We start from the raw sequence: 23,707 nt of genomic DNA, 5'->3' as shown, positions 1-23,707 counted from the left end.
TTCTCCGGGCCTTATGCCCGGTTTATGTAAAGAAGGAGAAGATATGCATTTCCAGGATGTTATCTTGACCCTGCAGCAATTCTGGTCCGAACGTGGCTGCGCCATCCAGCAGCCGTGCGACGTTGAGACCGGCGCCGGAACGTTTAACCCGGCGACCTTTCTGCGGGCCATTGGTCCCGAGCCTTGGCGCGTTGCCTATGTAGAGCCATCGCGTCGACCCACGGACGGCCGCTACGGCGAGAACCCCAACCGCCTTCAGCTGTTCTACCAGTTTCAGGTGCTGCTGAAGCCGTCCCCCGACGACGTGCAGGAGATGTATCTCGACAGCCTGCGCGCCCTTGGCATCGACCCGGCAGAGCATGACATCCGCTTTGTGGAGGATAACTGGGAGTCCCCGACGCTCGGCGCGTGGGGCCTTGGCTGGGAAGTTTGGCTGAACGGCATGGAAATTTCTCAGTTTACCTACTTCCAGCAGGTTGGCGGCATCGACATGGACCCCGTCAGCGTGGAGCTGACCTACGGCCTTGAGCGCATCTGCATGTACCTGCAGGAAAAAGAGTCCGTGTACGAACTCTCCTGGAATGACCATATCACCTACGGCGATGTTCACCATCAGGGCGAAGTGGAGCACTCCCGCTACAACTTCGACCTTTCCGACCCCGACATGCTGCTGAAGCTGTTCGGCATGTACGAGGCCGAGTGTCTGCGGCTGTGCGAGGCCAGCCAGCCTTGGCCCGCCTACGACTACTGCATGAAGTGCTCGCATACGTTCAACATGTTGGACGCGCGGGGCGCCATCTCCATCACGGAGCGGACGTCCTACATCGGCCGCGTGCGCAACGTCGCCTCCCGGGTTGCCCATCTGTATGCCGCCCAGCGTGAAGAGCTGGGTTATCCCATGCTCGCCAAGTAAGTCGGAAAGAGGAAGGTTCCCATGTCCCGATTTGTCCTTGAGATAGGAACGGAAGAAATTCCCGCACGTTTTTTCCCCCGGCTTCACGAAGAGCTCGGCGAGTTGGTGCACACCGCCCTTGCCGACGCCAAAGTGGACCATGGGGAAGTGAAGACCTTCGCCACGCCCCGCCGTATCGTCCTCTGCATTGAGGACGTCTGCGCCCAGCAGCGCAGGGAAGAGGAGCTCTTTACCGGACCGCCGAAGCGCATTGCCTACGGCGAGGACGGAGAACCCACCAAGGCCGGACTCGGCTTTGCCAAGACGCAGGGCGTGAGTATTGAGGATTGCTACATCCTCGAAACCGAGAAGGGCGAATATCTGGCCGTTCGTAAAATGACCGGCGGCAACCGCACTGCGGACCTGCTGCCCGCCATCTGCGAAAAGGCCGTCGCGTCCTTGCAGTTCCCGAAGAAGATGCGCTGGGGCGCCCGTGAGTTCGGCTTTGGCCGCCCCATCCACTGGTTTGTGGCGCTCCTTGACGATCAGGTGATTCCCTTCACCATCGCGGACGTCACCTCCGGCCGGTCCACGCGCGGTCACCGCGTTATGGGTCACGGCCCCTTCGAGATTGCCGACGCATCACAATATTTCGACGTCATCCGCGACAAGTGCCAAGTGGTGCTGGACGCGGATGAACGGAAGGCTCTCATTCGCGCCGAAGGCGACCGCCTTGCTACCAGTGTTGGTGGCTCTGTGGTCTGGAATGATGATCTGCTGGACGAGGTCTGCGGCCTTGTCGAACACCCGGTTGTCATACTGGGTGATTTCGATACCTCGTTCCTCGACGTTCCCCGCGAGGTTTTGCTCTCCAGCATGGAAGGTCATCAGAAAAGCTTTGGCGTGGAGGCCTCGGACGGCTCGCTGCTGCCGCACTTCATCCCCGTACTGAACATTGAACCCAAGGACCCTGCGTTGGTCAAAAAAGGCTGGGAGCGCGTTCTGCGTGCCCGCCTCGAAGACGCACGCTTCTTCTGGAAGGCTGACCTCGAGACCGAAGCCGACACCTGGCTTGGCAAGCTTGACAATGTCATCTTCCTTGGACCCCTTGGGAGCATGGGCGACAAGACGCGCCGTTTGGAGCGTCTGTGTGGATGGCTGGCGAAACAGACCGATCCCTCCATGGAAAAGGACATTGCACGCGCAGGACGTCTGTCAAAGGCGGACCTCGTTTCCGACATGGTTGGTGAGTTCGACGAACTGCAGGGCATCATGGGCGGCATTTATGCCGCAAAGCACGGCGAATCGGAAGCCGTGGCCAAGGCCCTGTACGAACAGTACCTTCCTGCCGGTCCCGACAGCCCCGTCCCATCCTCACTGAGCGGTGCGCTCCTGTCCATGGCTGACAAGGCGGACACCCTGGCAGGCTGTTTTGGCCTGAACAAGGTGCCCACCGGTGCGAACGACACGTACGCTCTCCGTCGCGCGGCCCTCGGCATCTGCCGAATCGCGCTGGAGCACAACCTGCGTATTGACCTCGACGCGTTCCTGCGTCAGGCGCAGGAAGGCTATGGCGACATCAATTGGAAGCTCTCGCACGACGAGGCTTTCGACAAGATGAAGGCGTTTTTCGCCAATCGACTGAAGGCATACTTCCAGGGCAAGGGCTATGAGACCCTCGTTGTGGAATCCGCGCTTGGCGCTGGCTTCTCGGACCTGTGGGCTGCTGCTGCCCGTGTGGACGCCCTGTCCTCCTTCAGCAAGGCCGACGACTTCGAGCAGGCCGTGCTGACCTTTAAGCGTGCCGCCAATATCATCGTTAAGCAGGGCAGCAAGGGCGATGTCGCCCTCACCGGAGACTACTCCGAGGACCTGCTTGTCGAGGACGCCGAAAAGGCACTGGCAGCACGCCTGAAGGAAATTGCGCCCAAGTGGGAAGAGCTGTGGGGCAAGGACGACTTTGCCAGCCTCATGGGTCTGCTGCGCGACCTGCGCCCCGATGTGGACGCCTTCTTCGACAACGTTATGGTCATGTGCAAAGAAGACGACCTGCGCACCAACAGGCTCAACCTGCTGACCGCGCTCGTTTCGCGCCTTGGACTGCTGGCGGACTTTTCCGCACTGCAAGTCTAGTTGACAGTTGGAATGCCGGAGCGCCCCGGGCTGGCGCGCCAGAGTTCTCCCCAATCTCCCCGCCGTTATGAGCAAAGACGGCAGGCCAAGGGCAGGCAAAGGCGACACAAGCACCGGATTTTCGCTCCGCAGAGGAGACGGGATTGGACGTAGGCGTTGCGAAATCCCTTGACAAAGGGTACGCTACCGTTTATTGCACCAATCTCCTTGAACGCAAGAACCGCAAGATAATGTAGAAATATAAGTTTTCTCAGGAGGAAGAACCTTGGCTAATCACAAATCCGCCATTAAGAGGCACCGTCAGAGCCTGAAGCGCAACGCCCGCAACCGCACCGTCAAGACCCGTATCAAGAACGTGGTCAAGGCAGTTCGCCAGGCTGTGGAAAGCAACGACAAAGAGCAGGCTCAGTCCGCTCTGAAGTCCGCCACCGTCCTGCTGGACAAGGCCGCTTCCAAGAAGGTCCTGCACGCGCGCACCGCCGCCCGCAAGATCTCCCGCCTCTCCCTGGCCGTCAACAAGCTCGCCTAGAGCCTACTGACGAGTCAGAAATACGACCCGATACCCGCCGCGCCCTGCGCGGCGGGTTTTTGTCGTTTCCCCAGCCCCTTCCTTCTTTCCTCCCCCCAAATTCATCTCCCCGCTCTTGACAAAATATGTTTCGTCAGGCGGACTAGCCTGTTAGGGCGATTGGTTTGCCGTGGCGCAATGCTTTTTGTGGTGACGCATAGCGTGCGCCTTTGGCAGACGTCGGGGTGACGCCATACGTCTATTCCCTTCGGGGACTTAAGGATTCCATCCTTAAGAATCCGATATTGGGGGGAAGGCGTGCTGGGGCGCGGCGGGTGGTTGGTTAGGGCAGAGGGCAGGGTTTGCCCATGTTATTGCCCTATGCCCCGTACCCACCCTAAGAGCGGGATTCTTAAGGGCAACGCCCTTAAGCCGCCGGAGGCTGGGGTTTGCATGCGGCGCAGCGACCCGGCCCGCCACAGCGCCGCCAGCGGCGTGACGCATAGCGTGCGCCCGTGGCAGACGTCGGGGTGACGCCATACGTCTATTCCCTTCGGGGACTTAAGGATTCCATCCTTAAGAATCCGATATTGGGGGAAGGCGTGTTGGGGGCGCGGCGGGTGGTTGGTTAGGGCAGAGGGCTGGGTTTGCCCGTGTTATTGCCCTATGCCCTGTACCCACCCCAAGAGCGGGATTCTTAAGGGCAACGCCCTTAAGCCGCCGGAGGCTGGGGCTTGCATGCGGCACAGCGACCCGGCCCGCCACAGCGCCGCCAGCGGCGTGACGCATAGCGTGCGCCTTTGGCAGACGTCGGGGTGACGCCATACGTGTATTCCCTTCGGGGACTTAAGGATTCCATCCTTAAGAATCCGATATTTGGGGAAGGCGTGCTGGGGCGCGGCGGGTGGTTGGTTAGGGCAGAGGGCTGGGTTTGCCCATGTTATTGCCCTATGCCCCGTACCCACCCCAAGAGCGGGATTCTTAAGGGCAACGCCCTTAAGCCGCCGGAGGCTGGGCTTGCATGCGGCGCAGCGACCCGGCCCGCCACAGCGCGCCCTGTGGCGTTATGCCCGGTGGGCCTAGTGGTGCCCTTGGGTATGATTTTTGGGGGTGCAGTCGGCACTGGATTTGAGTAGGGTTTTCCAGTAAGGGTGCCACGACACAGTTTCCTCTTATCTTTTGGAAAAAAGCGAGCGAACCCTTGAAAGTCATCATCATCGGCGCGGGCGAAGTGGGATTTCACATTGCCCGGCGGCTTTCCACAGAGTCCAAGGAAGTTGTCGTTATCGACAAGGACGCGAATGCGCTCAAGCGCATTACGGAATACTTGGACGTCCAGACCGTTGCGGGATCTGGCAGTGATCCGGCCATCCTTGACGCTGCTGGCGTTGCGGAGGCGGATGTCCTGCTTGCCGTCACGGACAGCGACGAAATCAACATCATAGCGTGCACCTTTGCCAAGGCGCTGGCTCCGGACATCGTGAAGCTGGCTCGCATCCGCAAGGACGAGTACATCGATTTTCAGGAGACGCGCGGCACGGTGGTGTTGCCCATTGATAAGATCATCAATCCTGATGTTGAGGTGGTGAAGACCATTGAGCGCATCATCAGCCTGCCGGACGCCGAGGAGGTGAACGAGTTTGCTGATGGCCACGTGAAGCTCATTGGCCTGAACGTCTCCGGGAATAGCCCCGTAGTGGGCAGTGGGCTGGCTGGCATCCGCGACGAGATGGGCGGGGTGGATATCATCATCGCGGCCATTGTGCGCGGCGAGAAGCTGATTATCCCGTCGGGTGAGGACTTCATCCACAAGGGCGACCTTGTCTATTTTGTGTGCCGTGATGAAGACCTGCCGGCCATTATGAAGCACTTTGGCAGCCATTTCCGCCCGGTGCGCGATGTGCTTATCATCGGCGGCGGCGATATTGGCCTGCGGCTGGCCCAGCGGCTGGAGCGCATGAAGAATATGCATGTGAAGCTGGTGGATCAGGGCGCTGAATCCTGTCAGGAGCTGGCGCAGATTCTGGACCGGACGCTCGTCCTGCGCGGCGATGGAACGGACCAAGAGCTGCTGCTGGAAGAAAACGTGCCGGACATGGACATGGTTATCTCGCTGACCGGCGATGAGGAAACGAACATCCTGACGTCGCTGTTGGCGAAGAACCTTGGCGCGGCGCGCGCGGTGACGCGTATTGACAAGTTCGCGTATTTCCCGCTGGTGCGTGCCATTGGCATTGAGAACACCGTGAGTCCGCGGCTGTCCGCCGTGAATTCCATCCTCCAGTATATGCGGCAGGGCAAGGTGCTGTCTGCGGCGTCCATCAAGGGCGAAGCCGCCGAAGCGCTGGAGGCGGTTGCGCAGGAGCATTCCGACATTGTCGGCAAGTCCGTGAAGGACCTGCACCTGCCCAAGGGCGCGCTGATTCTGGCGCTGGTGCGTGGCGAGAAGGTTATCTTCCCCACGGGCGATACCGTTATCCATCCGGGCGACAGAATCATCCTGCTGAGTACGGCCAAGAATATTTCCCGTGTAGAAAAACGCCTGACGGTGAAGCTGGAGACGTTCTAAATGCGCTGGCGCTACACCCTGCACATCGTGGGGGCTATTTTGCTCAGTGTGGGCGTTTCTATGCTCTTTGCACTGGGCTTTTCCCTGTACTACGACGATGCGGGGACTCTGCCGCTGATGAAGGCCATCAGCGTGGCGGCAACCTGTGGTGCGGGGCTGTTCTATCTGTTCCGCGATACCGAGGCCGCGCCTATGAACCACCGCGAGGGCATGGCTATCGTGGCATTGGGGTGGCTGGCGGCGGGATTTGTCGGCGCGTTGCCGTTCTGGTTTGGCGATATGCTGCCGACCTTTACGGACTGCTTGTTCGAGTCCATTTCGGGCTTTACGACAACGGGCGCGTCGGTGCTGTCGAACATCGAGGCCGTTCCCCGCGGCCTGCTCATGTGGCGCAGCCTGACGCATTGGCTGGGCGGCATGGGTATTATTGTGCTGTCTTTGGCCATTTTGCCGTTCCTCGGCGTTGGCGGAATGCAGTTGTACAAGGCCGAAGTGCCGGGCCCCGTGCCGGACAAGCTGAAGCCGCGCATCAAGGATACCGCATCGCTGCTGTGGAAGGTGTACGTGCTGTTCACCGTGGTGGAAGCCGTGCTCCTGCTGCTGGGCGGCATGGATATGTTCGAGTCGCTGTGCCATACCTTCGGCACCATGGCGACGGGTGGTTTTTCCACGCGCAACACGTCCATTGCCGCGTACGACAGCGTGTACTTTGATGTGGTCATTACGGTGTTCATGCTGCTGGCCGGCGTAAATTTTTCCCTGCATTACCAACTGCTGCGCGGGCGTCCGCTGCTCATGTGGCGCGACCCGGAATTCCGGTTCTTTATGGGCATTTTTGGCGTTTTTACGCTGGTGTCGACGTTCTCCGTGTGGGGCGTGAATTATGAATCGTTCTGGGAGTCCCTGCGCTATACGTCCTTTCAGGTGGCATCCATCGTGACCACCACGGGCTATGCCACGGCGGACTATGAAATATGGACGCCGCTCCCACAGGCCCTGTTATTTACGTTGATGTTCCTTGGTGGCTGCGCCGGTTCTACGGGCGGCGGCATCAAGTGTATGCGCGTCCTGTTGCTGTTCAAGCACGCCTACAACGAACTGTACCGCCTTATCCATCCCCGCGCGGTGACGCGCGTGAAGCTGGGCGGCAAGAACGTGCCCCCGGAAGTGATGAACTCCATCACCGGATTCTTTTTGTTGTTCCTTGGTCTGTTCATCCTGTCGTCGTTTTATCTGGCGGCCATGGGTGTGGACATTGTGACGGCGTTTTCGTCCGTGGTCGCCTGCATTGGCAACATTGGCCCCGGCCTCGGCGGCGTAGGCCCCACGGACAACTATGCGGAGATTCCCCAGCTGGGCAAATGGCTGCTCGTCTTCTGCATGCTGCTCGGGCGTCTTGAGATTTACACCGTCATTATCCTCTTCGTTCCGGAGTTCTGGCGAAAGTAGCCGCGCGGCGCTTTCGTGGAGGAGAACTCATGCTCCGAAAAAAGACACCCACGTTTCTGTTCCCCATTGCGGGGTTTGCGTTGACCATCCTTGCGGGGACCATACTCCTGCACCAGCGGTTCAGCCTGACGGGCGAGCCGCTGGGCTGGGTTGACGCGCTGTTTACGGCTACGTCCGCCACGTGTGTGACCGGCCTTGCCGTGGTGGACACCGGCACCGCCTTTTCCACCGCAGGGCAGAGCGTTTTGCTGGCGCTCATTCAGCTCGGCGGGCTGGGCATTATGACCTACACCAGCCTTATCTTTTACCTCTGGCGCAACCGCATTTCCCTCACCGACCGCGAGGCCGTGAGCCAGACCCTCCTGCACGACCCCAAATTCAGCCTTGGGCACTTTCTTAAGCACGTTGTGCTGGGGTGCCTGCTTATCGAAGCCTTTGGCGCGCTGGCGCTCTTTCTGCTGGACCCGCAGGGCTTCGCGCCGTTTTCTGCGCTGTTTCACGCGGTGTCTGCCTTCTGTAACGCCGGGTTTGCCCTGCAGTCGGACAGTTTGATGCACTGGCGCGGCAACATCGGCGTCAACGCCGTGTTCATGGCGCTGATCGTTCTTGGCGGACTGGGCTTTGTGGTGCTGCTGGAGCTTGCCGAGCACGCCACCGGCAAGCACATCCGCGCGGGCGGGAGCCGTTTTCAGCCTATTGGACGGCTGTCCTGGCATGCGCGGGTGGTGATGAGCATGAGTGTATGGCTCATCATCGGCGGCGCGCTGGCGATACTCGTGGTGGAGTTTTTGCTCCATTCGGGGCAGTACGCCCCCGGCGAGGAGCTCCTAGGCTCGCTGTTTCAGTCCGTGACCTGCCGCACGGCGGGGTTCAACACCATGGACATTGGCACGCTGAGCAATGTTTCGCTGCTGGTCATGATGTTTTTGATGTTTGTTGGCGGCGCGCCGGGGTCCTGCGCGGGGGGCGTGAAAGTCACTACCTTGCGGGCCATGACGGCGTTTTGCGTGGCGCGCCTCAAGGGGCGGCATCAGGCCGTGGTCGGCAACTTCGCCCTTGACGAATCTACCATGAACGGCGCACTCACACTGATGATGCTGGCCACGGGCGTTATCGCGCTGGCGACGCTCATCCTCTGCGTCAGCGAGACGGGCGCGGTGCCGCATGCGGCCACGCGTGGGCAGTTTTTGGAAATCCTTTTCGAAGTGGTCTCGGCATTTGGTACCGTTGGGCTGTCCACGGGCATCACGCCCGAGCTGTCTACAACGGGCAAGCTGACGCTGACGGCGTTAATGTTTGTGGGCCGCCTTGGTCCCATCGTGTTTCTGCAGGTGCTGCAGGAGCTGTATACTCAGGAGAAATTCCGTTGGGCGGAAAAACGTCTGCCCATCGGTTAGCCTAGGTGCACCCCCTCGTGTTGCGCCGTGGATATGGAGTGAAGAATGGATAAGCTGGAAGTCGGCGTCATTGGCCTTGGCAAATTCGGCTTTTTTCTGGCCCAGCGCCTTATGGAGCTTGGGCACGATGTTATTGGTGTGGACTCCAATCCGGACTTTGTCCGCCGCGCGCAGGATGAACTGACGCGAGTCTTTCAGGCCGATGGCACTGACAGAACGGTTCTGGAGCAGCTTGGCTTTCAGGACTTATCGCACGTTGTGGTCAGCGTTGGGTCCGCCATGGAGGCCAGTATTCTCATCTGCCTGCATCTCAAGGAGCTTGAGGTGGAGCATGTGTGGGTGAAGGCCATTAGCTGGGAGCACGAAAAGGTGCTCACTAAAATCGGCGCGGACGAAGTGTTCTTCCCCGAGCGCTACGGCGCGCAGCAGTTGGCGCTGCGCATGACGCATCCCGGCCTCATCGACTACTTGCCCTTTGGCATGGGCGTGCTTATTCAGCGCCTTATCGTGGATAAGTGGGCAGGGAAGACCCTGCGTGAACTGGACCTCACCAACCGCTACCGCGTGCAGGTGGTGGCCGTCCGCTCAGAGGACGACGCCGCCTTCGAATTCCTGCCCCGCGCCGACACCGTGCTTACCAAAGGCGCGGAGCTCGTCGTCTTTGTGGAAGAAAAGATGCTCAAAAAGCTGATTCCATAGCACTGCCCCCTCAACAGCCACTCAACGCCGCAAGCGCGCCACCGCGCCGCTTGCGGCGTTTTCTATGGAACGGAAGCCGCCCCCCTAAAAGAGGGTTGGCCGTGGGCCGGGAGTTGTCAGGGGTGACGACAGTCCTCTCTACACACACCCGGCCTGTGCGCACATAGGATTCTTAAGGACGAAGTCCTTAAGCCACCGGAGGTAACAACAGTGAGGCACCAGCACACGGTTAATCCTCAGGGGCCCGACGGGAGTTGTCAGGGGTGACGACAGTCCCCTCTACACGCACCCGGCCCGTGCGCTCGCAGGATTCTTAAGCAATCGTATTGGCAATCAAGCGTTAAGTGCAGGATCCCAAGGTTTTCCCGTCCGTAAAATCGCATTACAAATCACGAGAAGCTTCCTTGCACAGGCAGTGAGGGCGACCTTTTTAGGTTTGCCCGCATCGCAAAGACGCTGGTAGAAGGCTCGAATTGCAGGGTTCCAGACAGTCGCTGAGATTGCGCTCATGTAAAGGGCGCTACGTACTTTTATTCGCCCACCCCAAACGCAGCGTTGCCCCGTTTTCTTGCCGCTATCCCTGTTGAATGGAGCCAGGCCTGCCAGAGAAGCTGCTTGCTTCGGCGTTAACGTCCCCAACTCAGGAAAGAAAGCAAGAAGAGTCGCAGAGGTTACAGACGAAATCCCTTTCATGGTTTCAAGCAAAGTTGCCTTGTCACAAAAATCTTTGTCACTGAGAATGTGTTTCTTGATTTCAAGTGACAAGCTCTTTTCTTGCGTTCTCAGAGTCGCAATAACGTCTTCAATGTAAGGGCGCACATCAGACGAAGCTCGCTGCAAGCGAACGCGCTCCCGGGAAAGGATTTCGACGACCTGCCGGCGACGGTTAACAAGAGCTTCCAGCTTACGCTGAGTTGCCCGGACTTTTTGATTTTCCCGGACAGGGACGACTTCCCCAAACTGAACAAGAACAAGAGCATCAATACGATCCGTCTTCGCCAACACTCCGAGGCTCCGGGCAAAGTCACGCACACGGCGAGGATTCACAACAGCGACGGGAATGCCTTGCTCCATCAAAAAATCTGCGGCGTCAGACTCATATCCACCTGTCGCTTCCACGATGACGAGCTCAACATTATGCGCTTCTGCCGTCTCAACGATTTGCTGAAAACCCAAAGGGTTATTTTCAACAGTGGACGTGCTGTCGTCACCAGAAATGGCGACATCAAGCTTGGCCTTCGATACGTCAATGCCCATGGTGCGTTTCATCGTAGTTCACTCTTCCTTGCAAATTCGAGCTTTGTGCTCTAACAATCATTCGAGTTTGTACTACATATTGCGGCGACCCAGCTTAAGAACGAGCTCGTAACTCAAGGGCGTACGGTCTGCCGCAACAGCCGCCTTCATGCCAGTCATGGAGGCGGCTTTCTTTTTTCTCCGCCTTTGGCTTGAGGGTCAATATACAAGGGCGTACGGTCTGCCGCAACAGCCGCCTTCATGCCAGTCATGGAGGCGGCTTTCTTTTTTCTCCGCCTTTGGCTTGAGGGTCAATATACAAGGACAGTCGTCCTTAAGCCACCGGAGGTAACAACAGTGTGGCACCAGCGCACGGTTAATCCTCAGGGGCCCGACGGGAGAAAAAGCCCAGCGTGGGGCGTCATCTTGTGGTATAGGTGGAGAAAGTTCAGGAGGTTTGGAAGCGGGTATGACACAGTGTGGATGTGGAAAAGGGTGCGGCGCTGGGGCGTGGCGGGTGCTGCATGAGGATGAGCCTGTGCAGGGCGATGACGCTGCTGTTTTGGAGCGGCCGGAGGAGTCGTTTGGCGGTGGCGGCAACAAGATTGTGTGCCGTGCGTGCGGGCAGCGGGTTACCTCTGCTGGCGCGCGCATACAGGTGCAGGGCAAGCACGAGCATGTGTTCTTTAACCCGTTTGGGCAGGTGTTCGAGGTTGGGTGCTTTTCCTTTGCGCAGGGGCTGGTTACGGGCGGAATGGCGAGTGCGGAGTTTACATGGTTTCCCGGCTATACGTGGCAGAATGTCGGCTGCGCCAGCTGTGGAAGCCACCTTGGGTGGTCCTATACAGGCAGCGGCGGTGGCGGCTTTTATGGCCTTGTCCTCACTGCGCTTCGTGAAGTGGCGGAGGAGGAAGAGTGAATCCTGTGGTGTAGGGGCCAGATGAATGGCTGGGAAGGATCAGGCAAACCCGGGGAGAGCGGCCTCATCTCCATGTTCCTCTTTGCACATGAATTCAGCGTGAAGGCGCATGGTTACGCCGTTTCCTGCAGTGTTTCCCGCCGGAGATTCGTGGAAAAATTCACGATGCGGCAAATGCAAAAAAATGTGGAGAAAGTGCTGGACTCTCACTTGTGAGAGGTCTATTAACGCTCTCCGCCACGCAGACTGTTTGGTTGACCAAACAGTCCGCGTGGACCTCAAAGCGCGTCCGCAGGACACAGAGCGCGATGAGGGCAAGAATGTGACAGCATCCACCGCCCCCACACGTGAAGTTGCCCGGAATACGCCCACCACAGCGCCTGCATAGGCGCGGGCGGAAGTGTCCGGGGGACGACTCGCAGGCATGCCTACGAGCCACCATGAAGCACGACGCGCGAGAGTATCGCCACACACCCGGTGTTTGGTTTGTCCAAGCCGGGAAGAATAACGTTTCATGAGATGGGGCGCAGAGCGCCTCCGAGAGGTATCCGAGCATGTTTCATATTGTTGTCGCTTCACTGTTGCCGCTGTTCGCAATGATTATTGCCGGGTGGTACGCACAGCGTAGGGGCATTCTGGGCGAGGGCAGCGCCACGGCGCTGAACGATTTTGTCTATTATTTTTCCTTGCCTGCGCTGATGTTTGTTTCATTGGCCACCACGCCCATTGAGGAAATATTCCAGTTCCGGTTTATTGCCGGATTCACGCTGGCGATGTTTGCCTCATATGTGCTGATGTTTTTTGTTTCGTCGCTCTTTTTCAAAACGCACCGCACCATCAGTTGCCTGCGCTCCACGTCTGCCAGCTTCCCCAACTGCGGGTACCTTGGCTTTCCCATCATGCTGTCGCTCTTTCATGGCAGCAGGACGGCGTTTGTTACCAGCACGCTTGGTGTTTTGCTGCCAACGCTCATTGTCATGATTGTTGTGGCGGAGTTTGAGTTCCACCGTGCTGGTGGGCGCAGGAGCACGCTGTCCATTGCAGGGCAGGTGGTGTGTACCATGGTCAAAACGCCTATCATTCTCGCATCGTTTTGCGGTGTGGCGGCGTCATACTTTGACCTTGGCATGCCGGACTATGCCGCGCAGGGGCTGAAGAGCTTCGGCATGGCATCCGTGCCGTGCGCGCTGTTTGCCGTGGGCATGCTGATGGCGCGGCTGGAGCGCAACCTGCGCCTTGGCAGCGTACTGTCTGTGAATGTGGTGAAAATCATTGTCCAGCCGCTGTTGGCCCTTGGCTTTTTGCTCCTCTTTGACGTAAGCGGCGAGCTGCTCGTCATGGGCGTTCTGCTGGCAGGCATGCCGACGGCGGCTGTGGCGTGCATTCTGTCTCAGGTGTACGAAACGTGCGAGATGGAGACTTCCGCCACGGTTTTGGTGTCCATGCTCCTGTACGTTCCGGCCTTTGCGCTGACGCTTTTGGTCGCTGAAGGCATGGGTGTCGCCATCGGCTAACCCCTGTCCCGGCGCAATCTTTCCCCGATAAAACCGCTCCGGCCCGATCCCCTTAACCCCTCTGTGCGATACTGCAACGCATCCCCCGGGCCGGAGCGTTTTATATATTTCTTCATTCCCCTTTTCTTTCCATAATCCGCTTTACTGCAACGGCATAGAATTGTTGTGGTTTTCCATGGCCGTTTTCTCCACGGTTCTGTGGATATCGCATTGGCATAATCGTTTCATTTATATTACACTCGCAACATTGCCCTCCCTGTAATGTTTGCATTTCGGGGTGACGCAATTCTTGGTGCGGCAGGTATTGGTCCGCCCCGGCTGCAATTGCTCACAAGACGCACGGGCAGATTCGATTGCCCTAAGGGACGCACAGGATGACGGGACTCGACACCCTCCTCGTATCCAACGAAGACTGGCTAATGGACCGGATACTCCATTACGCCAAAGAACATGACTATACCCGCTATACCTCCACACTTCCGGAGGCATGGCGGCTTTCTATTTCTGGGCTGACGTCGTCAATAACCGAAGCCTACGCCAAGGATCCTTCCCTTTTTGAATTCAATTCGTCCGAAAACTACGCGGAGGACCCGGTTGCGGCTTTCGGCATTCTGGAGGCCCGCCGTCATCGTGAACGCGGGATAGACCTTGGCATGTTCTTGGGGCTTCTCAAGTATTACCGCCAAAGTTACCTCGATTTGGTGGCGGAAAAGGGGGATGAGAACAAGGTCCAGCCGTGGTCCAGTTACATCCTGCGTACGTTTGACCGGTTTGAGCTGGCCCTTGCCGTTGAATGGGCCAAAACAGGCGACGAGGAACGCATGCGCGCCTTGCAGGAACGCATGCGGCAGATGACCAATGAAAAGAACCTGTACCTTACCTTGTTTGAAAGCGTCGCCGTGCCGGTGTTTGTGTTGGACGATGCGTGTTGCGTCCGCAATGTGAACAGGGCGGGGCTGGATTTTTTGGGATTTCCCGCTGCAAGTGGAGGTTTATATTACCTGCTGTCGGACGCCGCGAATGGCAATGGGCAGAGTGTTGGCCCCGGTGCGGAGGTGCTTGGGCAACCCTGCGCCGATGTGTTGCCGTGGATAGCGCCCGATGTGCAGGACTTCCTGAAAGAGGGAAAGCAGTATTCCGTCTCGCGCCGCGAGGCTGTCGTTCATGATTCCCCTCGGACGCTGCTCCTCTCCATGAGTGCCATGGCCGATGTTTCCGGGAAGTTCGCCGGGATGACCGTTGTCGTCAACGAACAGGCCGAAGCGCATGCAGAGGTCGAGCAGTGCGAAGAGCAGGGCCTGACATCGCGCCTGAGCAAGGTGCAGATGCTTGCGGGCGTTGGCGGCTGGGAGTGGCACATCAAGGAAGAGCGGCTGGAGTGGTGCGATGTTGTCTATAAGATTTTTGGCATTGGGCCGGAGGGCGAGTCGCTGCCGTTTAAGGTTTTCCTCGATGCCATTCATCCCGCGGACAAGGAGCGGGTTCAGGAGGCCTTGGACGCCGCCCTGCGGGGCGAGAGCAAGTATAACCTCGACTACCGCATTCTGCGTCCCGATGGCGAAGAGCGGTGGATAGCCGTGACCGGGACAGTGTATTTTGATGATGACGGCCAGCCGGACCGGATGCTTGGCATGGCCATAGACATCACGGACCGCAAGAATACCGAACTCTCCCTGCAGGAAACCTGCGACGCGGCCGAAAGCGCAAATCAGGCCAAGAGCGCCTTCCTCGCCAACATGAGTCACGAGATACGTACGCCCATGAACGCCATTGTCGGCATGATTCATCTGTGCCGCAAAACCAAGCTCACCCCGCGTCAAAAGCAGTATCTGGAAAAGGCCGAGTCGGCCTCGCGCACGCTGCTTGGCGTTATTGGCGACATTTTGGACTTTTCCCGTATTGAGTCCGGCAGTCTGGAATTGGAGGACATCCCGTTCAGCCTGCAAAGCGTGATGGACCAGCTTGCGGACGTGACGGCCTTTTCCGCCCAGCGCAAGGGGCTGGAGTTCGTCATGGCTATCTCGCCCGATGTGCCGGATAACTTGCAGGGCGACCCGCTCCGCCTTGGGCAGGCACTTCAAAATCTTGTCGGCAACGCGGTGAAGTTCACCAAGCGCGGCGAGATTTGCATTCAGGTGGACACGGAAAGGCGCGAGGGCGACCGGGTATGGATTCGTTTTACCGTGCGCGATACGGGCATCGGCATGAATAAGGCGCAGATTCAGCAAGTGTTTGAACCGTTTTTGCAGTCGGATATTTCCACTACGCGCCGCTATGGCGGCAGCGGTTTGGGGCTGTCCATCTCGCGGGCGCTCGTTGATATGATGGGCGGCGAAATCACCGTCACCAGCACTCCCGGCCATGGGAGCTCCTTTGCCTTTAGTGCGGCATTCCACAGCGGCAAGCGGAGCATCGTTGATGACCTTGCCATGCCCAAGGACCTGCGCAACCTGCATGTGCTTGTGGTGGACGACAGCCTCACCAGCTGCGCCTACATCAAGAATTGCCTTGAGTCCCTGTCCTTTCAGGTAAAGACCGCGACGTCCGGCCCGGAGGCGCTGGAGCTTCTGCGTGCATCGGCAGACCATCCCTTTGACCTTGCCATTGTCGATTGGCAAATGCCGGAGATGGATGGATTGGAAGTCGCGGTGCACATCCGGAACGATTTGAAATTGCCCAAAACGCCGGTCATCATCATTATGACTGCGTATGGCCGCGAAGAGGTTTCCCGTCAGATTGAAGATATGGACCTGGGCGGATTGCTGCTCAAGCCCGCAACGCCTTCGCTGTTGTATGACGTAACCTTGCAGGCCTTTGGCAAGGAAATCCGCGAAGGAGAGGAACCTCAAGCGCATCAGGCGCATGCCCCGAGCGAGGTGGAGACCCTCAAGGGCGTGCGGGTTCTGCTGGTAGAGGACAACGAGTTCAACCGTGACCTCGCGCGGGAATTGCTGACATCCGTCGGCATTGTCGTGGAGGAGGCAGGCAACGGCGTGCAGGCCGTGGAGTACGCCTCAACGCGGGAATTCGACATCATCCTTATGGATATTCAGATGCCGGAGATGGATGGCTACGAGGCCACGCGGCGCATTTCTGCCTTGCCGGACAAGCGGGGAGACGTGCCCATTATTGCCATGACGGCGCACGCCATGCGCGGTGACAGGGAAAAGAGCCTTGCCGCCGGGATGGTGGCGCATATCTCCAAGCCGGTTATTCCGCAGGAGTTGTATGACCTCATTGCCTATTGGGCAGGGCGGGGGAGTTACGAGGCGCCTACGGAAATGAGCAATGGCGGAAGCACGTATGAAGACCAAGAGCTTCGCCAAGCCATGACTATCGGCTCCACCCTTGGCGAAGGCGACCACGAGGAGGAAACCCTCCTTTCCACCCCCGCCATGGAGAGGCTCCCGGACCTTGATGTTCCGAGCGGGCTTATCCATTTCATGGGGAATAACACGCTGTACCAAGACATGCTTGGGTCATTCTGTGAGCAGTACGCAGGTATGGCGGACGACATTGCCGCCAAGCATGCCGAGGGCGACTATGAGGGCGCCGCAGCCCTTGCCCACAGCCTCAAGAGCGTGGCCGGGAACATTGGTGCGCATGGCTTGCAGGATGCGTCCTACCAGACCGAAATGTGCTTCCGCGAGCAGCGCACGGCAGAGATGACCGAGAAAGTGGAAGCCTTCCGGCAGGCGCTCCAGACCGTCCTGTCATCCATCGAAATGTACCTTATGCAGGAGACGAGCGGCGTGTAATCCGCCGCGTGTACCTTTCCCTGCTTCCTTCGTCTGTTTTCCCTTTTGTGTATGGCGGTTTTTGCCCGGCGCGGGGCCAGAGTCCCACGAAACCTGCGTGTTCTTCCTGGGTGGGGCCTTGGGCGCGCTATGGTGAGGGCGGCGTCTTTCCCCTCGCCGTTCGCTTGCCGCGCGCTTTGCTGGGGTTGTTCAATGTTTTCAGCGGGCGGGGTCCATGGTACAAGGACACATGCCTATCCCTCTACTGCTTGATATGGACAATGCGTGCGGCATCCCTGCCGCGGATGTGGATGATGCGCTGGCCCTTGGGCTGGCGCTTGCTTCGCCGGAGCTTGAGCTTGTGGCCTGTACGGCGTGCGCCGGAAACTGCCGCGCGGCCGAGTCCTACGCGGCAACGCGCTACATGCTCCATCTGGCCCGCCGCGAGGCCGTACCGCAGGGCCTTGGCACGGATGCGCCGCTTCGCCGCGACAGGACGCGGCATTTTCAGTATCTGGACAGCAAGCGCGATGCGGCGGCGTCGCTGCTGTGGGAGAATGTGCCGCCCATTCCCGCCCCGCCAGTTGTTCCGGCCGAGGATTCCGCCACAGCCTGCATCATTGAAGCCGCGCGGCGACACCCCGGAACACTCGTCATCGTCGCCACCGGATCGCTGACGAATCTTGCCCTCGCCATCGAGCAGGAGCCGGAACTCGTTTCGCAGGTGGCGGGAGTTGTGCACATGGGCGGTGCGTGGCCCAGCCCAGAAGGCGAGGCGGGCTGGGAAGATTCCACACCTGACATTCCCGCCGAGGTCTGGCGCGATGTCCTGCGCTTTAATCCGCTGTACGATCCCGAGGCGTCGCAGTTGGTCTTTGCCTCCGGCATTCCTGTGACCATTGTGCCCGCCAACGTCACCATGCAGTGCGTCATGCCCCCAAGCGCTTTGGAGTCATGGCGGGACGGCGTGGACCCGCTTGTGCGCTTTTTGCGCCGCGCCGCTCAGCCGTGGATGCGTTGGAGCCACGATGTGCGCGGCCTGAGCGGTATGCATATGCACGACCCCCTCGCCCTCGCCGTCGTCCTCTGGCCCGACCTGTTCACCACTCGCGCCATGCATATTGACGAAGCACGCCTCCTGCGCCCCGACGCAACCTTTCTTACAGACTCCGGCAACGGTCCGGCTGTCCACGTGGTCACCAGCGCTGACCATGAAGCCTTTCTTGGGCGCTTTGTGGACCGTGTGCGGTCCTTTGAGCCGTAAGGCCGAGGAAGGGAAGAGCACGCCTTAAGCAGGGTGGGGGGACCGCTTTTGAACACCTTTCAGATGTGTTGCGTCACATGCTGACGCCGCAAAGGCCCGCGCCAGCCCCCCATGCGCTCCGCAATGAAAAGGGCCCTCTCCCGTCACGGTGGGAGGGGGCCCTTTTGCCGGTGGTCGCTATGGTCTGCGGGCTACAGGTAGTTGGCAGTAATAATCAGGATGCCACACAGAAAGCTCAGGACGAGAGCAGGGCGGCCACCGGCGACTTGGAAGACCTTGTCTTCGGCGTTGACGCGCATCTTCCAAGCCATGACACAGGGAAGAAGAATAGCGATGACGCTGAGCGCGGTTCCTGCGTGTGCCAGCGCGCTGATGAATCCATCCGGTGCGAGCAGGGACGCGCAGAGCGTGGGGATGAAAATCATCGCGCTGGTTCCGGCGCGGCCGACGCGGTCGTTCTTGCGGTGGAAGGTCTCGGCCACAAAGTCAAAGAGGCTGAGGGATACACCGATGAACGAGGTCAGCAGGGCAACGAGGGCGAAGAGGGAGAGGACATTCTGTATCCACGGCGTACCTTGACCGAGAATGCCGATAAGTTGGTCCACGTTGCTCAGGCCGGCCAGCGCGTCCGGGGTGACGCCGCCGAGGGAGACCATAAGCCACGCCAGATAACACACCAGCGGCAGGGTGCTGCCAAGGGTAATGATGATGACAAGGGGCTTCTTCTTGGCTCCCACAATGTTCACCACGCTGGGGATGGACGTCTGGAATCCAAAGGAGGTGAACAGCACAGGAATGGCAAGGAGAAAGATCCGTTGGTCCGCATTGCCAAGGCTGAGGTTGGAAAAATCAAGCGTGGTGCCCAGGCTGGTGAAGCTGAGCAGCATGGAAATAATCATGGAAATGAACAGCACGTTGTTGATGGAAAGGATAGCCTTTGTTCCGGCGTAAAAGACAATGGCGCTTATGACCGTGAAGAGGATGGACGCCACTGGCTGACTGAGGCTGGTATTGCCGGAGATAAGGCTGCCCATGCCGGTGATGTACGCCACCAGCAGACAGTAGAGCAAAAACAGCACGCTGATGGTGGTGATAATCTGACCGGGCCTGCCGAGCACGGCATAGGACATGTAATTCAGGTGCACGCCTTTGCCAAAGTCGAGGTTGATCTCCAGCAGGAGCAATCCGGCATACGTGGCAATGATCCAGACCAGAAAGAGTGCCAAACTGCCCATGGTAAAGCCAAGACAGCCAATGCTCATGGGGAGTCCGAGCATGCCCGCGCCAATGGAGGTCCCCGCCACGATGCACGTGGCGCCGAGGTATTGGGATTTCATGATGTCCTCTTTTGTACAGCTCTTGGGGTGGTAGTAGTGGGTTGGAATGCTGACGGTGCCTTATCGTGGCCCGGGGCAACAGGCCGATGGGCCAGTGGGGTCTGAGCTGCTCAATGGTACTTTGCGCGCAAGCGGTACATTTCCGGTCTGGGTCTGTGGAGCGGGACCCACGCCGCAACGTGGCGGCGCAGGTCCCGTGGCTGAATGTTAGTTCATGATCTTCTTGATAAAGAGCTCAAGGGCGGTGGCGGTGCGGCCGGTCTTGCCGGTTGCGTGCTCGTGCACGGCCTTGAGGGCGTTGTAGATGGTGTTGGTGGTGTCTTCAAAAATGGCTTCGGTGTTGAGGTCCACCTTGGCGCTCATGAAGTAGTTGAAGGCTCTGGCCATGCCGCTGTTGGCGATGAAGTCCGGAATCACACTGAAGTTCTGGTCCGCAAACTCGGCGGTGGGGCCGTAGAAGATTTCATTGTCATTGAAGGGCACGTTTGCGCCACAGGTGATGAGCTCCAGTCCACTGGCCTTCAGGGCCTTCAGGTTATCCATGGTCACCAGACGGGAGGCCGCGCAAGGCATGAAGACGTCTGCGCCCACATTCCACACGAGCTTCTGGGTCTCCTCGCAGGAGAGGGGGTGCTCGGTGTTCAGCGTGTTGCCGTTGCGGTTCAGGAACAGTTCGCGCACCTGCTCAAAGGTGAGGCCGTCCTTTTCCACAAGGCCGCAGCCGCGGTCGATAATGCCCACGATCTTTGCGCCGTTCTGGGCGGCGTAGTAGGCGGCGGTGGCGCCCACGTTGCCAAAGCCCTGCACGATGACGCGCTTGCCCTTCAGGGACGAGCCGTACAGCTCGTAGAAGATGCGGGCGGACTCGGCCACGCCCCAGCCGGTGATGAGGTCGGCCACGCAGTAACGGCGCGAGGTGTCCGGGGAGTACTGCGGGGAGTACACGGGCAGGGATACGCCGCCGCGCAGCTGGCCAATCTTCTGGATGCGCAGGTCGTGGTCGTCGGCAAAGTGGCCGTTAACCACGCCTTCCAGCGGATGCCACAGGCCGCACATTTCAGTAAGGGGACCGACTTCCTTCAGCTCGTCCACGTTCAGGTCGCCGCCGGTGCCGTAGTAGGACTTCAGCAGGGGCGAAACAGCCTTGTACCAGCGCCTGAGGACGTCTTCCTTCCTGGGGTCCGTGGGGTCGAAGTTGATGCCGGACTTGGCGCCGCCAATCTGCGGGCCGGACACGGCGAACTTGATTTCCATGGTCTTGGCAAGGGAGACAACCTCATGCTTGTCCAGCCCCTTCCTCATGCGGGTACCACCGCCAGCGGCGTTGCCGCGCAGGGAGTTGATGACCACCCAGCCTTGGGCGTCGGTTTCGGAATCGTTCCATTCAAAGACGATGTTAGGAGTGTGCTGTTCAAACTGGGTCAGGAGTTCTTTGACGTTGCTCATCTGGCTTCTCCGTAGAATTAGAAGTGTTTGAGATCTTTCACCAAGAGGCAAACTTAACAGCAGTGACAGCAGGGAACTTGATAATTCCGGGCGGGCGTCCGAGACGTTCGTCCTGAAGCCTCTCCCTGTGGTCAGTCGTCAATCTCCGCTTTTCTCATGCGCTCAGCAGCAAGGCGGGCCTCCAGATACAGGGCCAGCGCGGCTACGCCGTGGTCGCAGGTGGAAAAGACGGGGATGCCGTACGAGTTGATGGCATCGCGCATGGGGTTGAACAGGCGGCCGCCGTCAATGATGCCGATGACCGGTTTCGTCCATGTGCGGGCCTTTTCGCCGATGATGGAGACAATGCTCCCGGGGTCGGCCATGTCGAACATGGGGTTGTCTGTATCTTTCAGCGTGTGCATGGACGGACCCATGGGGCCAAGGCCAATGACCAAGGCGTCCACGTTGGGGTCCTCCACAAGGGCTTCGGCCAAGGTGGCGTGGGCCTCGTCGTCGCTGGAAGGGGTGATGTCCAGAGGGTTGGCAATGGAAACAAGGCTCTGGAGGCGCTTGGATTCCAGAATTGCGCTGATTTTCTCCTTCGTCTCCGGGGCGTAGGAGGCAAGGCGCATGGCGTAGTCGTCGGAGTGGATGGAGTCGGCCATGCCGACCACCTCAAAGCCTGCGCTGCTGACGGCGGCAAGGCGGTTGCCGGTGACAGCTTTGCCGGAGAGGTTCTCGGCCAGCAGGAAGATGTCCTGAAATTCCGAGAAGGTGCGGGCCACGGTGGCGCCAGCGGCGCGCACGCAGGATTCGCAGACCATGTAGTCCCCCGCGAGGGAGGCCGTGTGGCCGCTGGTGGCGTTTTTGCCTTCCGGAGTGCGTCCGGCCTTGTAGAAGATGACTTCCTTTCCCGCGAGCACCGCTTCGCGTACGGCGGCGCAGAATTCCAGCCCGTCAAGGTCGTTGAAGCCCTCGGCGTACACGGCGATGACGTCTACCTCGTCGGAATCCATGAAGTATTTCATCAGGTCGCCAAGGGTCAGGTCCGTCTGGTTGCCGATGGACAGCATGTAGGCGGGGTTCAGCTCCGGGCACTGGCTGATGCGGTGGAGCATAAATGCGCCGCTTTGGCTGATGAAGGCGGAGCGGTGGTAGGAGCGCTCGCGGTCTTTGGGGAGCTTTTCGTCCGGGATGAACCACGTGTCGTATTTGCCGGGGTGCGAGACCACGCCCATGCAGTTGGCGCCGATGAAGACCGGGCCGCCGTCTTCGGTGGCGTGGGCGTCGTTGATGGCCTCGATGATTTTTTCCGCGCGCTCGCGGCTTTCCTCGGTTTCGCCAATGCCGCCGGGGATGAGCATCACGCTGTTGGCGGCGTCGCGTTTGATCACTTCATCCACAAGGTCCGGCACATGGGCGGCGGCAATGGCCACCACCAGCAGGTCCAGCTTGTGCGGCAGGGAGGCAATGTCCGGATAGCACGGCACGCCGCCTACTTCGTCCGCGCCGTCCTTGAGGACGCAGACTTTGTCCTTGGGGAAGCCCTCGGCAAGGATGTTGTCGAGGATAATGCGCCCAAAGTTGCGCCGCTTGGTCGAGACGCCGACAATGCCGATGCTTTCGGGATGCAGCAGGTTGTGAATCTTCGCGACGGGGCGGGAGTTTTCCGGCGTTTCGGGGTGCGAGAAGCGGCACATCCCGTCCAGCGGCACCATGAGGAAATCCGTAAAGGCGTAGGGGTTGATCTCCATTTCCTCAATGATGAAGGGCGCGTCCTGGTTGGCGGCGGAGTAGTGACGCCCCATTTCGATCATGGACGAGAAGCATTCCATGAGCTGTTCGTCCGTGACCACCCGGCGCTGGCCGCGGGTGAGGCCCGCCAGTTTGCGGTACGAGATGGTGCGCTTGAACTGCTCAAAGAATTCCTCGCCGGTCATAAGCTCGCACGAGGCCGCGACAATGGCTTGGCCCTTGCGGAAGCGCTTGGCGTAGAGTTCGGTATCCGTGCCGCCAAGTCCGGCGCTGATAACCATGCCGAATTCACGCGTGTTGCGCAGGCCGACGATAAGCTCGTTGCCAAAGGCGCTGGAGTCCGGGGGCATGAACTGGACCATCAGCACGCCCTTGATGTCGCTGTGGATGGCGTTTTCCAGCTCTTCGCCTGTGAGGCCGTCGTAGGCTTTGGGGGCGTGGGCGGGGTTGGCCGTGATGTCCTGCGCGAACTTGCGCGGCACGTCGTAGAGCATACGGCGCACGGCGGAGCGGATGGCGTTGGCGTCTTTATCCACAACGCGGACGCCGCCGACTTCGGTCTTGTGGACAATGTGCTCCGAGACGATTTTGAGGACAACCTTGTCCCCGGGCAGGGCGAGCAGTTCGTCGTCCGAGGTGCGCGCGCCGGTGGGAAGCAGCACGCACTTGGGCGGGGTTTCCGCTCCGGAATTGCCGAGCAGGTTGTACACCTCGTACTCGAAGAGGGTGGAGCGCCCTTCACGGTGCACGCCTGTGAGCAGGTCCGTGATGGCGTCGAAGTCGATGGAGGTGCCCATATTCATCTTCATGTCGGTTCTCCTGATTCTGCGTGGGAGGTGCGGGCAGGTGGCCGGAGGATCAAGCCCCCTG

At 59.4% G+C, this 23,707-nt stretch carries 15 protein-coding genes; 11 read left to right on the top strand and 4 right to left on the bottom strand.

The genetic code is table 11. From position 1 onward, the window contains the following. Positions 1–43 precede the first annotated feature (43 nt). From glyQ to ACYQ2T_RS08575, 7 genes are all read left to right on the top strand, one after another. Positions 44–913: a glycine--tRNA ligase subunit alpha gene (gene glyQ / locus ACYQ2T_RS08605; protein ID WP_459899967.1), complete on the top strand. Its 870-nt coding sequence runs from the start codon at positions 44–46 to the stop codon at positions 911–913. Positions 914–934: 21 nt separating this feature from the next. Continuing rightward, positions 935–3,025 (top strand): glycine--tRNA ligase subunit beta, encoded by a 2,091-nt coding sequence (gene glyS, locus ACYQ2T_RS08600; RefSeq protein WP_459899966.1) that lies wholly within the window; start codon positions 935–937, stop codon positions 3,023–3,025. A 265-nt stretch (positions 3,026–3,290) separates the two neighbouring features. After that, the gene (gene rpsT / locus ACYQ2T_RS08595) at positions 3,291–3,554 is read left to right on the top strand and encodes a 30S ribosomal protein S20 (protein ID WP_459899965.1); all 264 of its coding nucleotides are present in this window, start codon (positions 3,291–3,293) and stop codon (positions 3,552–3,554) included. A gap of 1,180 nt (positions 3,555–4,734) precedes the next feature. Then, complete coding sequence (trkA, locus tag ACYQ2T_RS08590; RefSeq protein ID WP_459899964.1) at positions 4,735–6,102, top strand: Trk system potassium transporter TrkA; 1,368 nt, start codon at positions 4,735–4,737, stop codon at positions 6,100–6,102. Further along, positions 6,103–7,551 carry a TrkH family potassium uptake protein gene (locus ACYQ2T_RS08585; RefSeq protein WP_459899963.1) on the top strand — a complete coding sequence of 483 codons (1,449 nt, stop codon included), beginning with the start codon at positions 6,103–6,105 and terminating at the stop codon, positions 7,549–7,551. Between the two features lie 29 nt (positions 7,552–7,580). Next, a complete protein-coding gene (locus ACYQ2T_RS08580; RefSeq protein WP_459899962.1) occupies positions 7,581–8,948 on the top strand; it encodes a TrkH family potassium uptake protein in 1,368 nt (455 codons plus the stop codon). A gap of 45 nt (positions 8,949–8,993) precedes the next feature. After that, positions 8,994–9,647 (top strand): potassium channel family protein, encoded by a 654-nt coding sequence (locus ACYQ2T_RS08575; RefSeq protein ID WP_459899961.1) that lies wholly within the window; start codon positions 8,994–8,996, stop codon positions 9,645–9,647. Between the two features lie 333 nt (positions 9,648–9,980). Here ACYQ2T_RS08575 and ACYQ2T_RS08570 read toward each other — a convergent pair whose 3' ends face one another. Next, the gene (locus ACYQ2T_RS08570) at positions 9,981–10,904 is read right to left on the bottom strand and encodes an IS110 family RNA-guided transposase (protein ID WP_459898067.1); all 924 of its coding nucleotides are present in this window, start codon (positions 10,902–10,904) and stop codon (positions 9,981–9,983) included. Between the two features lie 448 nt (positions 10,905–11,352). Here ACYQ2T_RS08570 and ACYQ2T_RS08565 point away from each other — a divergent pair, with 448 nt between their 5' ends. The 4 genes from ACYQ2T_RS08565 (at position 11,353) to ACYQ2T_RS08550 (ending at position 18,317) form a co-directional block, all read left to right on the top strand. Then, positions 11,353–11,802 carry a cereblon family protein gene (locus tag ACYQ2T_RS08565; RefSeq protein WP_459899960.1) on the top strand — a complete coding sequence of 150 codons (450 nt, stop codon included), beginning with the start codon at positions 11,353–11,355 and terminating at the stop codon, positions 11,800–11,802. Between the two features lie 554 nt (positions 11,803–12,356). After that, positions 12,357–13,316: an AEC family transporter gene (locus ACYQ2T_RS08560; RefSeq protein WP_459899959.1), complete on the top strand. Its 960-nt coding sequence runs from the start codon at positions 12,357–12,359 to the stop codon at positions 13,314–13,316. 374 nt (positions 13,317–13,690) lie between these two features. Next, positions 13,691–17,074 (top strand): hybrid sensor histidine kinase/response regulator, encoded by a 3,384-nt coding sequence (locus tag ACYQ2T_RS08555; RefSeq protein ID WP_459899958.1) that lies wholly within the window; start codon positions 13,691–13,693, stop codon positions 17,072–17,074. Between the two features lie 229 nt (positions 17,075–17,303). Next, the gene (locus ACYQ2T_RS08550) at positions 17,304–18,317 is read left to right on the top strand and encodes a nucleoside hydrolase (RefSeq protein ID WP_459899957.1); all 1,014 of its coding nucleotides are present in this window, start codon (positions 17,304–17,306) and stop codon (positions 18,315–18,317) included. Positions 18,318–18,508: 191 nt separating this feature from the next. Here the strand turns inward: ACYQ2T_RS08550 and ACYQ2T_RS08545 are convergent, their stop codons facing one another. The 3 genes from ACYQ2T_RS08545 to ACYQ2T_RS08535 all read right to left on the bottom strand — a co-directional run bounded on the left by ACYQ2T_RS08545 (position 18,509) and on the right by ACYQ2T_RS08535 (position 23,640). After that, the gene (locus ACYQ2T_RS08545) at positions 18,509–19,654 is read right to left on the bottom strand and encodes an amino acid permease (protein ID WP_459899956.1); all 1,146 of its coding nucleotides are present in this window, start codon (positions 19,652–19,654) and stop codon (positions 18,509–18,511) included. A 207-nt stretch (positions 19,655–19,861) separates the two neighbouring features. Next, entirely contained in the window at positions 19,862–21,100 is a 1,239-nt protein-coding gene (locus tag ACYQ2T_RS08540) for a Glu/Leu/Phe/Val dehydrogenase dimerization domain-containing protein (RefSeq protein WP_459899955.1), read from the bottom strand. A gap of 131 nt (positions 21,101–21,231) precedes the next feature. Next, positions 21,232–23,640 (bottom strand): acetate--CoA ligase family protein, encoded by a 2,409-nt coding sequence (locus ACYQ2T_RS08535; RefSeq protein ID WP_459900099.1) that lies wholly within the window; start codon positions 23,638–23,640, stop codon positions 21,232–21,234. Positions 23,641–23,707: the final 67 nt, after the last annotated feature.

Source organism: Desulfobaculum senezii (assembly GCF_054657395.1).
This window is presented reverse-complemented; position numbering and strand designations above follow the sequence as displayed.